Annotated in this window: 15 protein-coding genes, 1 riboswitch and 1 other annotated feature (1 of these 17 running past the window's edge); of the genes, 12 read left to right on the forward strand and 3 right to left on the reverse strand. The window is 42.9% G+C overall.

Annotated features, from left to right (window positions below):
• Positions 1–46: a sequence feature (ribosomal protein L21 leader region), on the forward strand; it begins 27 nt to the left of the window's first position.
• A 12-nt stretch (positions 47–58) separates the two neighbouring features.
• The 7 genes from rplU (at position 59) to pheA (ending at position 4,569) form a co-directional block, all read left to right on the forward strand.
• The gene (gene rplU, locus QRN39_RS07715; protein WP_003216781.1) at positions 59–367 is read left to right on the forward strand and encodes a 50S ribosomal protein L21; all 309 of its coding nucleotides are present in this window, start codon (positions 59–61) and stop codon (positions 365–367) included.
• A 14-nt stretch (positions 368–381) separates the two neighbouring features.
• Complete coding sequence (locus tag QRN39_RS07720) at positions 382–720, forward strand: ribosomal-processing cysteine protease Prp (RefSeq protein ID WP_003216478.1); 339 nt, start codon at positions 382–384, stop codon at positions 718–720.
• A 12-nt stretch (positions 721–732) separates the two neighbouring features.
• The gene (gene rpmA, locus QRN39_RS07725; protein ID WP_003216586.1) at positions 733–1,017 is read left to right on the forward strand and encodes a 50S ribosomal protein L27; all 285 of its coding nucleotides are present in this window, start codon (positions 733–735) and stop codon (positions 1,015–1,017) included.
• 254 nt (positions 1,018–1,271) lie between these two features.
• Complete coding sequence (locus tag QRN39_RS07730) at positions 1,272–1,856, forward strand: sporulation initiation phosphotransferase B (RefSeq protein WP_003216825.1); 585 nt, start codon at positions 1,272–1,274, stop codon at positions 1,854–1,856.
• A gap of 30 nt (positions 1,857–1,886) precedes the next feature.
• A complete protein-coding gene (gene obgE / locus QRN39_RS07735; protein WP_003216191.1) occupies positions 1,887–3,173 on the forward strand; it encodes a GTPase ObgE in 1,287 nt (428 codons plus the stop codon).
• Positions 3,174–3,228: 55 nt separating this feature from the next.
• Positions 3,229–3,672 (forward strand): ACT domain-containing protein, encoded by a 444-nt coding sequence (locus QRN39_RS07740; RefSeq protein WP_003216269.1) that lies wholly within the window; start codon positions 3,229–3,231, stop codon positions 3,670–3,672.
• A gap of 18 nt (positions 3,673–3,690) precedes the next feature.
• Complete coding sequence (gene pheA, locus QRN39_RS07745) at positions 3,691–4,569, forward strand: prephenate dehydratase (protein ID WP_003216746.1); 879 nt, start codon at positions 3,691–3,693, stop codon at positions 4,567–4,569.
• A 24-nt stretch (positions 4,570–4,593) separates the two neighbouring features.
• On the opposite strand, the gene QRN39_RS07750 is transcribed toward pheA, so the two are convergent.
• Both QRN39_RS07750 and QRN39_RS07755 read right to left on the reverse strand, forming a co-directional pair.
• Positions 4,594–5,136, reverse strand: coding sequence for a transcription repressor NadR (locus QRN39_RS07750; RefSeq protein ID WP_003216377.1), 543 nt, complete (start codon positions 5,134–5,136; stop codon positions 4,594–4,596).
• Between the two features lie 3 nt (positions 5,137–5,139).
• On the reverse strand, positions 5,140–6,282 hold the full coding sequence (locus QRN39_RS07755; protein WP_417894897.1) for an IscS subfamily cysteine desulfurase: 1,143 nt from the start codon (positions 6,280–6,282) through the stop codon (positions 5,140–5,142).
• Positions 6,283–6,376: 94 nt separating this feature from the next.
• On the opposite strand from QRN39_RS07755, the gene nadB reads away from it, so the two are divergent.
• The 5 genes from nadB to QRN39_RS07780 all read left to right on the forward strand — a co-directional run bounded on the left by nadB (position 6,377) and on the right by QRN39_RS07780 (position 12,242).
• Positions 6,377–7,951, forward strand: coding sequence for an L-aspartate oxidase (nadB, locus tag QRN39_RS07760; RefSeq protein ID WP_284906801.1), 1,575 nt, complete (start codon positions 6,377–6,379; stop codon positions 7,949–7,951).
• On the forward strand, positions 7,933–8,796 hold the full coding sequence (gene nadC, locus QRN39_RS07765) for a carboxylating nicotinate-nucleotide diphosphorylase (protein WP_284906802.1): 864 nt from the start codon (positions 7,933–7,935) through the stop codon (positions 8,794–8,796). The genes nadB and nadC overlap by 19 nt, the downstream gene beginning before the upstream one ends.
• Positions 8,783–9,892 carry a quinolinate synthase NadA gene (gene nadA, locus QRN39_RS07770; RefSeq protein ID WP_284906803.1) on the forward strand — a complete coding sequence of 370 codons (1,110 nt, stop codon included), beginning with the start codon at positions 8,783–8,785 and terminating at the stop codon, positions 9,890–9,892. The genes nadC and nadA overlap by 14 nt, the downstream gene beginning before the upstream one ends.
• A 131-nt stretch (positions 9,893–10,023) precedes the next feature.
• Complete coding sequence (gene safA, locus QRN39_RS07775; protein WP_284906804.1) at positions 10,024–11,301, forward strand: SafA/ExsA family spore coat assembly protein; 1,278 nt, start codon at positions 10,024–10,026, stop codon at positions 11,299–11,301.
• Between the two features lie 323 nt (positions 11,302–11,624).
• Complete coding sequence (locus QRN39_RS07780; protein ID WP_003216228.1) at positions 11,625–12,242, forward strand: YhcN/YlaJ family sporulation lipoprotein; 618 nt, start codon at positions 11,625–11,627, stop codon at positions 12,240–12,242.
• 40 nt (positions 12,243–12,282) lie between these two features.
• On the opposite strand, the gene QRN39_RS07785 is transcribed toward QRN39_RS07780, so the two are convergent.
• Entirely contained in the window at positions 12,283–12,915 is a 633-nt protein-coding gene (locus tag QRN39_RS07785; protein ID WP_226803775.1) for a LysE family transporter, read from the reverse strand.
• Positions 12,916–13,152: 237 nt separating this feature from the next.
• Positions 13,153–13,261: riboswitch (TPP riboswitch) on the forward strand.
• The last annotated feature ends 77 nt before the right edge of the window (positions 13,262–13,338 follow it).

Raw genomic sequence — 13,338 nt, forward strand, 5'->3', positions numbered from 1 at the left:
GTAAAGAGCCTAAGGCCCCCTGTATTCGGCGAGTCTGAGTTTATTAGGAGGTGCAGAGATGTACGCAATTATCGAAACTGGTGGTAAACAAGTAAAAGTTGAAGAAGGTCAAACTGTTTATGTTGAAAAACTAGCTGCTGAAGCAGGTGAAACAGTAACTTTTGAAAACGTATTGTTTGTCGGCGGAGACACTGTCAAAGTGGGTAACCCTTCAGTTGCTGGAGCAACAGTAACGGCTAAAGTTGAAAAACAAGGTCGCGGTAAGAAAATTACTGTGTTCAAGTACAAACCGAAGAAAAACAACCACAAGAAACAAGGTCATCGTCAACCTTACACTAAAGTTGTTATCGAAAAAATCAACGCTTAAGGCGTGTGAGTGATATGATCAAAGCAACCATTACTCGGTCGGCAGCAGATGAAAGCATTACGTCTTTTCAGATGACTGGACATGCCGAGTTTGCTGAAAAAGGTCAGGATCTCGTTTGTGCAGGAGTATCTGCTGTTGTTTTCGGTTCAGTCAATTCAATTATTGCACTGACAGGATTGGACCCGCTGCTTGATATTGGCGAGGAAGGCGGCTATTTCTCTTTTGAATTGCCGGCTGATACAGATCCAGTATCCTTTGAAAAAGCCCAGCTGCTTTTAGAAGGCATGGTCGTTTCCTTAGAAACAATCGAACGAGATTATCACGATTATGTGAGAATATCTACAAAAAAATAGGAGGTGAACTTCATGCTTAGATTAGATCTTCAATTTTTCGCATCTAAAAAAGGGGTAGGTTCTACAAAGAACGGACGTGACTCTGAGTCTAAACGTTTAGGCGCTAAACGTGCTGATGGTCAATTCGTAACTGGTGGTTCTATCCTTTATCGTCAACGTGGAACGAAAATCTATCCAGGTGAAAACGTTGGACGCGGAGGCGACGACACTCTTTTCGCTAAAATCGACGGAACAGTTAAATTCGAACGTTTCGGTCGTGACCGTAAAAAAGTGAGCGTATATCCTGCGGCACAATAATTGCTAAAAACTCCGGTCATTGACTGGAGTTTTTTTCACTTTTTACAAGTAGTATCGAAGATGAAAAAGAGATGCACTCCATCAATATCAAAGAACGTTTGCTGACTTTGCCTCATTTTCTCCTATAGATCAGAAAAAACAACCTTTCCTCACATAACTAGTGTTTTTCTATGCTGTCTTCTCTGTTATAATTCAGGGAGACATATTGATGATAAGACTCCTAAAAGAGAGACCAAACGATTGGGAGTGCGATAATGGAAGAGATATCAAGTAAACAAAACGAAAAATTAACTCACGTTGCATTAACAAATGAATTGATCTATCTGCTCAGTCGTTCAAGACATGACTGGATGAATAAATTGCAGCTGATCAAGGGCAACTTGACATTAGAAAAATATGACCGTGTGTTTGAAATTATAGAAGAAATGGTCATTGAAGCACAGCATGAATCCAAACTCTCAAATTTAAAAATTCCCCAATTGGCCTATTACTTTCTAACATTTAATTGGGAGTCGCATTTTATCACCTTAGAATACGAAGTGCTTGGTGAAACCCGAGACTTATCAGCATATGAATCGCAGCTGCTAACGGTATCACAGGAGTTGTTTTCGATATTCGATCAATCAGTTTGCCAGAAAACTGAAAATCATTTAACGGTCACGTTCCAAACAGATCATGAAGAGAATGATGTGATCTTATATTTTGATTTCAAAGGAAAATTAACAAGTTTGGATGCGTTAAATGCGTTTCATGACGCAAACTATCCATGTATGAGTGTAGTTCAATTTCATGTGACAAGTCATGAGTCCATGATTGAGCTTTGTTTGAGGCAAGAATGAGATATGTGATGCAGAGAAACGGAGGAAGTTATGTTTGTAGATCAGGTTAAAGTGTATGTTAAAGGCGGTGACGGCGGAAACGGTATGGTGGCGTTTCGTCGTGAAAAATATGTGCCAAAAGGCGGACCGGCTGGCGGCGATGGTGGAAATGGTGCAGATGTTGTATTTGAAGTAGACGAAGGACTCAGAACATTGATGGACTTTCGTTATAAGCGCCATTTTAAGGCGGATCGCGGCGAGCACGGAATGAGTAAAAACCAGCACGGCCGAAATGCGGAAGAAATGGTTGTCAAAGTTCCGCCCGGTACGGTTGTGACGGATGCAGAGACGGAACAGGTACTCGCAGACTTAACAGAGCATGGACAGCGGGCAGTCATTGCAAAAGGCGGACGAGGCGGACGTGGAAATTCACGTTTCGCAACACCGGCAAACCCTGCACCACAGCTTTCTGAAAATGGCGAGCCAGGTAAAGAACGTGACGTCATCTTAGAATTAAAAGTACTTGCAGATGTTGGACTTGTTGGTTTCCCAAGTGTCGGGAAGTCGACACTGCTTTCAATTGTCTCTTCTGCGAAACCGAAAATTGCAGATTATCATTTCACAACGCTTGTGCCGAACCTAGGAGTTGTCGAAACAGATGATAACCGAAGCTTCGTCATGGCGGATCTGCCAGGACTGATCGAAGGCGCGCACGAAGGTGTTGGCTTAGGTCATCAATTTTTACGCCACATTGAGCGGACACGTGTCATTGTCCATGTCATTGATATGTCAGCACTTGAAGGACGTGACCCGTACGAAGATTATGTGACGATTAATGAAGAGCTTGAGCAATACAATATGAGATTGACTGAGCGTCCACAAATCATTGTAGCGAACAAAATGGACATGCCAGATGCAGCTGACAATCTAGCGGCATTTAAAGAAAAATTAACGGATGACTATAAAGTGTTCCCAATTAGTGCGATCACAAGAGAAGGGCTTCGTGAGCTTTTATTTGAAATCGCCAATCAGCTTGAAACAACACCGGAATTCCCGCTTTATAATGAAGAGGAACTGTCTGATAACCGCGTAATGTACAGGTTTGATGAGGGAGATGCACCATTTGAGATCACAAGAGATCCTGACGGTACATTTGTCATAACGGGTAAAGCACTTGAGCGACTGTTTAAGATGACAGATTTCTCAAGAGATGAGTCCGTGAAACGATTCTCTAGACAATTGCGCGGAATGGGTGTCGATGATGCCTTGCGTGAGCGTGGTGCACAAGACGGCGACATCATTCGTCTGCTTGAATTTGAATTTGAATTTATTGATTGATCAAAAGGAGGGTCCAGTCCATGGGCTCTCCCGTTTTTAAAAGGGGAGAAAACAGGTGAAAGAAGAAACGTTCTATTTAGTAAGAGAGGATGTCCTTCCAGATGCGATGCGAAAAACGCTTGAAGTCAAAAAGCTTCTCGATCGCAAAAAAGCGGATTCAGTTGCCGATGCTGTTCAACAAGCGGATTTAAGCCGCAGTGCTTTTTATAAATACAGAGATGCTGTTTTTCCATTTTATACGATGGTGAAAGAGCAGATCATCACATTGTTTTTCCACCTTGAGGATCGGTCTGGGGCTTTGTCAAGACTGCTTCAAATTGTGGCTGACTCTGGCTGTAATGTGTTATCCATTCACCAAACGATTCCGCTGCAAGGAAGAGCGAATGTCACGCTATCCATTAGTACGGCTGGTATGGCAGATGATATCAATACAGTCATGAATCAATTAAGAAAACTTGAATTTGTCGAAAAAGTTGAAATTCTAGGTTCTGGGGCGTAAAAGGAGAGATCATAGCAGATGAAGCAATTAACTGTAGGTTATTTTGGACCAGAGGCAACATTTACTCATTTGGCCGTATGCTCTTGCTTTCCAGCAGATGCAATGCAGCGTGCCTATGCAACGATTCCGCAATGTATGGATGCTGTGTCAAAAGGCGAAGTCGATTTGGCGGTCGTTCCACTTGAAAATGCACTCGAAGGATCTGTAAACTTAACGATTGATTATTTAATTCATGAAGAAGCGCTGTCCATTGTTGGTGAAATGACAGCACCGATTCGGCAGCATTTGCTTGTCCACCCATCAAGAGCGGAAAGCTGGGAGACATTAGATGTGATCCAATCACATCCGCACGCGATTGCCCAGTGTCATCAATTTCTGAAAAAGCAGTACCCAGATATTCCGCATCGTCCAGTTGAATCAACAGGTTATGCAGCGAAATATATCAGTGAGCATCCGGATGAGGCTGCTGGGGCCATTGCGAATGAAATTGCCGCACAAACGTATGGTTTAACAATTGCAAAAAAAGACATTCATGATTATCCGCACAATCATACACGCTTTGTTATTTTACATAAAGATCCTAAAGCATCGTTCCCAATGAATGCAGGGTTCTCATCGAAGCCAAAAACGACCATTGTCGTCAGTCTGCCAAAGGATGACCAATCAGGTGCATTGCACCGCGTGTTATCTGCCTTTTCTTGGCGAAATCTCAACTTGTCAAAAATTGAATCTCGTCCAACAAAAACTGGTCTTGGACACTATTTATTTATTATAGATATAGAAAAAGAAATGGATGATGTCCTTGTCCCTGGTGCGATTCAGGAATTAGAAGCAATTGGCTGTGAAGTCAAATTGCTCGGCAGCTACCAAACATATGAACTAACGAATGAAAAATAGTGTCCCTTATAGGACACTATTTTTTTAGTCTTTAATTAAAAAGCCAGCATCATCGAGCGCTTGGATGGCTTGGTCAAGCTGCTTTTGACTGTAAGAAGTGAGTGTATGTAAATGCACACCGTCTGTTAGTTCTGACAAGTAGGAGGCGCCCGTGTTAGAAATATGATGAACGAAATCAGCTACTTGCTTGCGAGTGCTGACGCGAATCGAGGCCGTTAGTTCACCGTAAACAGGGTGTTCTATAATCACATCTTTTACCGTCACCCCAAAGTCTACAATTAAGGTCAGTTCCTCTTCTGTACGAACAGGATCATGCTTGCAGGCGATGATTTGTTCAATTTCTCTTTCTGGCGCATGCTGAGATGCCATATACACATAGCCTTGACTTGTGGCAATAATGGGTTCGTTTTTTGCTTTCAATAGTGAGATATCTTGTACAATGACTTGTCGAGAGACAGCCGCCTTTTTAGCCAAAAAGCTCCCGGTGAGCGGTGAATCTGTTTCTTTCAGCCACTCTAAAATGGCGTTTCTTCTCTCTTCGCCAATGAGTTTCCTCTCTTGCTCCACGTCTTATGCTCCTTTCTTCTCCTTTTGCAATTGTTCAAATGTATGCAAAAGCTGATCGATGTCCTCTTTTGACGACTTCGATCCAAATGATAGTCGAATGAATTGAAGAGCATCACGGTCTGATACGTGCAATGCCTTCACAGCCGGGGAAGGATGATGATAACCAGAAGCACATGCGCTTCCAGTCGATATACAAATCCCATGCCGGTTACATGCTAACATTACATATTGTCCTTCAAACCCTTCAAAAAAACAACCAATAATATGAGGCAGCATAAGGCGATTGCCATTGTTCTGAAGTGTACGAACAGGAAGCTGTCTCATTTTCAGCTGCTGAAGAAAATAATCACGAAGCTGCTCATTTTGCCGTTTTTGCTCATCTTGCTTAAGTATCAATTGTTCGCTCGCAGCAGCAAAAGCACCGATGCATGGAACGTTCACTGTTCCAGGGCGGAAGCCATTTTCCTGAACTGCACCTGAATATAAAGGCTTCCAAGGAACGTGAGCGCCCATATAGACAGCACCAGCGCCCTTAGGTGCATACACTTTATGGCTAGAGATGGATACGGCATCAACCCCAAGCTCCTTGATGGACACACGAACCTTTCCGAATGTTTGCACGGCATCTGTATGAAAAAGAATGTGCCTTTCTTTTAAAGTGGGTGCTAATTCAGCGAGCGGCTGGATAATCCCTGTTTCTGAATTAGCATGCTGGATAGATACTAATCCTGTTTCAGGCAATAATGCATCTTTGAGAATGTCCTGAGTGATGAGCCCATCTTGATTCGGTTCAATGATCGTAACCTTCGCGCCAAGACGCTCTAAGCTCTTAAACGCATGATGAACAGAAGGATGCTCTACAGAAGTTGTGATGACATGCTGCCTGTCTGCTGGCAGACCATTTGCCATCGATTGAATCGCAAGAAGATTGGATTCCGTTCCGCCGCTTGTAAAGTAGATGCCCTCTGGTTCGCCCTCAAGAATGGCAGCGATTGATTGTCTGCTGTAAGTCAGTATGTCATTTGCTCTTCCGCCTGCATCATGTAGACTGCTTGCATTCCCGTAGCAATCTTTACTTAGCTGATGAAAAACATGCAGTGCCTCCTCCGAAACAGGTGTAGAAGCTGCGTAATCTAAATAAACCAATCCATCCATCTCCTATGAGAAAATTTTTTCTTGTATTTATTGTAGTGTTGTGTAATGATATGTGTCAAGACAGGTGTAAATGACAGGAGGGGCGATGGTGTCATCAATCAAAAAAATCATTGTGGTGGGATCAGGCATTGCAGCGCTTTCCTTTGCAAAAACCATTTCAGAAAGCTGCGAAGTCATCATGATGACAAAAAAACAATTTTCCTCTAGTAATTCCATGCTTGCACAAGGAGGAATCGCTGCTGCCTTTTCAGCACAGGATTCTGTTCATCAGCATGTACAAGACACATTAGCTGCCGGCTGTGATCACAATGATGAAAGGGCGGTACAAGAGATCGTACGTCTTGGAAAGCATATGGTGGAGCAGCTCGTAGAAGAAGGCTGTCCATTTGATCAAACGGAGACGGGCGTGCCGCAATTAGGTAAAGAGGGGGCGCATACGACTCATCGCATTTTGCATGCAGGAGGAGACCAAACAGGCAAAACCCTCGTGCAGTATTTAAAAAATCAGCTTGGCTCACATATTCATTTATATGAAAATTCCCATGTCGTTGATCTGCTCGTTCACGAAGGAACCTGCATAGGAGTGGTCTGGAAAGATGAGAAAGATCGCGTACATACCATGACCGCAGATGCCGTTGTTTTATCCACGGGCGGCTGCGGCTCCCTATATGAAACAAACACAAATGACCCTTCTGTAACAGGAGACGGACTGATGATGGCTTATCGAGCCGGAGCACAATTAGCTGATCTCGAATTTGTTCAATTCCATCCCACCCTCTTGACGATCGCTGGAAAAGCAGTCGGTCTCGTTTCAGAGGCAGTCCGAGGAGAGGGAGCCTACTTAGAAGATGAAACAGGTAGGAGGATCATGAAAGGTATTCACCCACAAGCTGATTTAGCGCCTAGAGATATTGTCGCTAGAGTTATTTTTCATGAGCAGCAATTAGGTCATGATCTGTATCTCAATATCAGTGAAATTCCACATTTCTCAGTTCGTTTTCCAGCCATTGCTGCAATGTGTGAGCGTGCAGGTGTCGATATGGCAAGCGGCAGGCTCCCAGTTTCCCCTGGTATGCATTTTTTAATGGGCGGAATCTGCGTGAATGAATATGGAGAAACGACGGTTCCATCTCTTTTTGCTATCGGAGAAGCGGCCTGTACAGGCTTACACGGAGCGAACCGATTGGCGAGTAATTCTCTCTTGGAAGGTCTCGTTTTAGGAAACAAAGCGGCACGGAGAATTGAACAAATACCTAAACAGAAAAAAACAATCCCCTCTTTCTCAATTCAAGAAATATGGTCCGTGCCAGAGATTTCAGAGAATCAGTTGAGACAATGGATGACGACATATGCCGCAATTGTAAGAGACGAAAAAGGGCTAAAGACCTTACTGCAAACATTACAGCAAGTCCCTTATCAGCAAATGAATGTGAAGGATATCACAAGTGAACAGATCGAATTAAGCAATCAATGGACATTAGCGATTTGTCTTGTGAAGTCTGCATTACTTCGTACAGAAAGTAGAGGCGGTCATTATCGATTGGATTATCCAAATCGGAATGATGCATTATGGCGGGGCATGCAAATTGTCCATGAAAAAGGCCACATTCACATGATGAAAAATGAAAGGATCGGTGCCAAATGGAACGTTTACAGTTAAAACAAATGCTGACTCATTTTTTCACAGAAGATATTGGTTTTGGAGATGTATCAGCTGATGGCATTTTTGGAGAAAAGAAAGGAACAGCCTATATCATCGCAAAACAATCGGGTGTATTGGCAGGTTCTCAAGTCATTGACATAGGGTACCGCCTGCTGAATGAACAGATTCAGACTGAGTTGTTCTTTGAAGAAGGTGATTGGATTCATTCAGGGGCAGTGCTGGCGAAAATAAAGGGACCAGTCAGCGACTTATTAAAAGGAGAACGGGTCATTTTGAACGTCTTGCAGCGCATGACAGGTATCGCCACTTTAACACATGAAGCAGTGCAGCGATTAGCGGACCCGTCGATTACGATTTGTGATACGAGAAAAACGACGCCCGGCTTGCGTATGTTAGAGAAATACGCTGTGAAGACAGGTGGGGGAAAGAATCATCGCTTCGGCTTATCAGATGGGGTAATGATTAAAGATAATCATATCGCTGCATGCGGCTCTATTCATGAAGCAGTAGAGAAAGCAAGAGCATATGCCGGTCATATGGTGAAAATTGAAGTGGAAATTGAATCAGAAACGCAGCTAAAGGAAGCCATTGATGCAAAGGCCGATGTCATCATGTTTGACAACTGCTCTCCGGACGAGGTAAAACGTTTTAAACAAATGACGCCTGAGACAATTTTGACAGAGGCTTCAGGAGGTATCACGCTAGAGACATTGCCAAGTTACAGAGGGACAGGTGTCGATCTTATTTCACTTGGTTTTCTGACACATTCTGCCCCAGCATTTGATTTTAGTATGAATATGGAATTCAGTCATAAAGGGGGAACAACTCATGTCACTGCTTGATGTACTTGCGAATCAACATACAGCCATGATGCCAGAAGACTATAAACACCGCTCTGTTGATGAGATGAAGCAGCGTGTGTTAGACATTAAACGAGCCTTTGGATCAAAGCTTTTTATACCGGGGCATCATTATCAAAAGGATGAAGTCATCCAATTTGCAGATGTAACAGGAGATTCATTGCAGCTCGCACAAATAGCCGCGGACAACAAGGAAGCGGAGTACATTGTGTTCTGCGGTGTTCACTTCATGGCTGAAACGGCAGACATGCTGTCAAACAAGAATCAAAAGGTTCTATTGCCAGATATGAGAGCAGGCTGTTCAATGGCAGATATGGCGAACATGAAACAAACGGATAGAGCATGGGAGCAGCTCACTAATCTGTTTGGGGAGACAATTCTTCCCCTTACGTATGTCAACTCAACAGCTGATATTAAAGCATTTGTCGGAAAGCATGGCGGGGCCACTGTGACATCATCAAACGCTAAAAAAGTGCTGGAGTGGGCGCTCACACAAAAAGAGCGCATTCTGTTTCTCCCTGATCAGCATTTAGGGCGTAATACGGCCTTTGATTTAGGCATTTCACTTGAAGAAATGGCTGTCTGGGATCAAATAGAAGAAAGGCTCATCACCGATCAGCCGCTTTCCCGCATCAAGATGATTTTATGGAAAGGCCATTGCTCTGTCCATGAGAAATTTACGGTGCGGAATATTGAAGAAACGAGAAAAAGAGACCGTGACATTCAAATTCTTGTCCATCCAGAGTGCACGCATGAAGTCGTCACGGCTTCTGATCTTGCCGGTTCAACGAAATTTATTATTGATACGATCAAGGAAGCAGCAGCAGGAAGCAAGTGGGCGATTGGAACAGAGATGAATTTGGTCAAGCGGATCATAGATCAGCATCCAGATAAACAAATCGAATCCCTCAATCCGGATATGTGTCCATGTTTGACGATGAATCGGATCGATCTCCCTCATTTGTTATGGTCACTAGAAAGCATAGAGAAAGGTGATCCGGTCGGTTTGATTCAAGTCAATGAAGACACGACAAAAGACGCTTTACTTGCACTGAATAAAATGCTCGCCATTAAATAATGAATCAGCCCCTCCTATCAGAAAACAAGTTTTTATCATATCGGCTTGTAAATAGGCATAAATTTATGGTGAAACATATTGTACTTCTGACATAACCGTTACGTTCACGTTTTGCATAGGAGGGGAAAACGTTGAAAATTCATATTGTGCAAAAAGGAGACTCCCTTTGGAAAATTTCAAAGAAATACGGAGTCGACTTTCAAGAATTGAAAAAACTAAATTCACAGCTCAGTAACCCAGATTTGATCATGCCGGGTATGAAGATCAAGATTCCATCTAGTGGTGTTCCTGTAAAAACAGATCATCACAAAGCAAAAGAAATGCCAAAGCCGAAAGAACATCCGTATGTGAAAGAAAAGCCAAAAGATGTCGTGCAAGTGCAAGATACGAAGCCGAAAGAAAAGCCAAACGAACCTGTACCTTATGTACCGCCAGTGCCAAAGATCGAGCAGCCAGCTTTTCCACAAGTCGATGTGAATTATTATCAGACCAATCTCTACCAGCCATTCACGCCTCCTCCCAAAAAAGAACATCATGAGAAAAAAGATCACGTTCATGAAAAGAAAGATCATGTTCATGACAAAAAGGATCATAAAGATCATGTTCATTATGAGAATAAGGAGCATAAAGACAACAAGGACCATTTTCATCATGAGAATAAGGAGCATAAAGACAACAAGGACCATTTCCATCATGAAAATAAAGGTCATTTAAAAGATGAAGTGGCAAAGGGGTATGATCCGTTTATTCATATTCCGCATCAAAAGGAGGAGGGAAAAGATATGGAGCACAGCAATTACCCAAACCTTCCTAATTTCCCGCAAATGCCTAATGTAGGAGGCGCAGCGGTAGGGGGAATGGCTGAGAATAAGGAACATCATCACCATCACCAGCATCATGACGCATATGATCCTTATTATGGTCATGGTCATTACATGCCGGCAATGTATCCATATCCGCAGCAAATGGTGCCAGCATCGCCAATTTTACCAGGGTCAGGTCTTTGCTATCCTGTCCAGCCATATTATCACCATCACATGATGCCATATCCATACCCAGCGCAGCCGTATTATCCTGCGTATCAAGCGCCAGCTTATTACGGAGAACATTATGAACATCATGCAAACGATGGGCATCACTGGCACCACCATATGCATCCAAATGCCAATGCCAACGCCAATGTCAATACGAACGTGAATCAAGGCTTTTATCCAAATGTTTCAAATGAAGCTTATGGCAAGGAAGACTGCGGATGTGATGATGGCATGAAGCAGCATCAGCCATGGCCAGGACATTACCCGAATCCTGTACCTTATGGCCAAATGGGGGCTTATCCAGCTCAGCCTTATATGCAGCCATATCCAGGTCAATCTGTTTTTGCAAGACCAGAGGAAGACGAAGAAGAGTAATAACAGAAGGAGCGATCTCAATCGTTCCTTTCAGCGTGTAGACAAACCCTCGCATTCTTTGTCAGGGCTGCGCTCCGGTGCTCACGAATGTCAAATTCGCTCCGCTCCGATGCTCGTCCTTCCTAGACTTCAAAGGTTTTCTATCACGCTGAAAAGAAGAAAAAGGGCTAAAATAAAGATCATTTTAGCAAACTGGAGGGAACGATCTCAATCGTTCCTTTTTTTGTTTATAACTGACAGCTTGATTTTTCCCCAAACTGTACATGCTAAAACAGAGCCTGTTTCGCGCTCATGAGATTGAATTTGTACAGGGGGTTTTTCGTTTGAGACAAAAATGGCAAAAAACGATCGCATTAGTGCTTCTTCCTATTGGGTTAACGGCATGTGGTACAAATGACAATGCAGGTGTAGATACACGTCATAATCAATCAGGTCAGCCAGTCGGATATCATTCGAATAACCGTGCGGATGACAATAACCAAGATCATCAAGGGCCAGTTTCTGAACTCATGGAGGGAATGAACGGTGGGAATACAACGAATGTTGATTATCGCACCCGCCCTCAAGCAGATGATCGAACGCCTCTCGCAGGTGGTGATGGACGCTACAGTCATGGAGATATGAACTATCATAACCAAATGTCGTTCTCTGGCTACGATAAACAAGAGAACGTGCAGCGTTCAAGAAAAATTGCCAATCGCGTCAATAAAATGAACCACGTTGCAGACTCACAGGTGATGGTAACAGATGAAAATGTGTATATTGCCATTAAATCAGATGGACGTCTGACGTCAGAGGGCGTATCACAAGTGGAAGAAGCAGCGACTCGTTATGCGGATGGAAGAGCTGTCCAAGTCATTAAAGACGAGGGAGCTTTCACACGCTTTAGAGATATGAGAAGAACACAATTTGAAACAGGTCAAACAGGCATGACTCGATAAGTAAAAAAGGCTAAAGTTCCTCAAGAACTTTAGCCTTTTCTTAAAAATAAACCTTAATGCCTATATAGAATTCGTAAAAGAAATAACAGCCAAATCCAAGTAATAAAATACCAGCAATAATGGATGTCCATTTGATCATCGTTCGATTCATCACTTTTCTTGTTAAGGATACAAGGGTGAGAAGACTGATGTCATGAAGGAGAATCCCTGCCAAAATACCGCCTGATGCCAGCATAAATTCAGATGAATCTGTTTTTGTATATGCATCTGCCAGTACAGCTCCGAATACAGAAACCCAGAACACAAGGTTTCCAGGAGACACCGCGACAAGCAAGCCGTTTCTGTACGTTTTTGCGAAAGATTTATTGACTTTTTCGCCAGCTAAATGGATGTCTTGATCCGCATGTTTAATGGAATCGTATGCGAGCATCATTAAGAAGATAGCTCCGATCAGCCAGAGCGGGATTTGGACAAATGGCAGTGATAAAAACTGAGCAAATCCAGCATACAAAGCCAAGATTAGTAAGAGATCGATGGTCATGCCGCCTGCTCCTACAGTTAAACCATGAAAGAAGCCGTTTTTTAATCCTTGTTTTGTCATTTCAACCGTGATCGCTCCAACTGGTAGAGCAATTGAGAATCCTATGACGATAAATGTGAGAAATGTTTGCAATCGACTAGAACTTCCTTTAAAAAAATATGTATAAAAATTCTCCGTTTAGATTAATTATACATAATAGGAGAAAAGGATCAATGATTATTTCAGATTTTATCTAAATGTTTGAGGAGGATGATGTATATAAAGGTGTATATCAAGCTGGCTTTATCTCTTTTGTAGTGAAAAGGAACTATTTTCCTAAAACTCCTTTTTTTCATGGCATCTCTATGCTACACTGTTGTGGAAATGAATAAATGTGACTAGGGGTGCCCGCGGCTGGGCTGAGAGAGAAGTGTATGCTTCTTAACCCTTTGGACCTGATCTGGCTCGTACCAGCGTGGGGAAGTTGAAGATGATACATGTGTCTTATAAATGAGATTCATGTTTATTTCTAACGACGAAACCAGGTTCTGTTCATAGAGCCTGGTTTTTTTGCTG

Origin of the sequence: Bacillus sp. lyk4-R2A-2 (assembly GCF_030209735.1) — a bacterium.
GTDB classification, from domain to species: domain Bacteria; phylum Bacillota; class Bacilli; order Bacillales; family Bacillaceae; genus Bacillus; species Bacillus pumilus.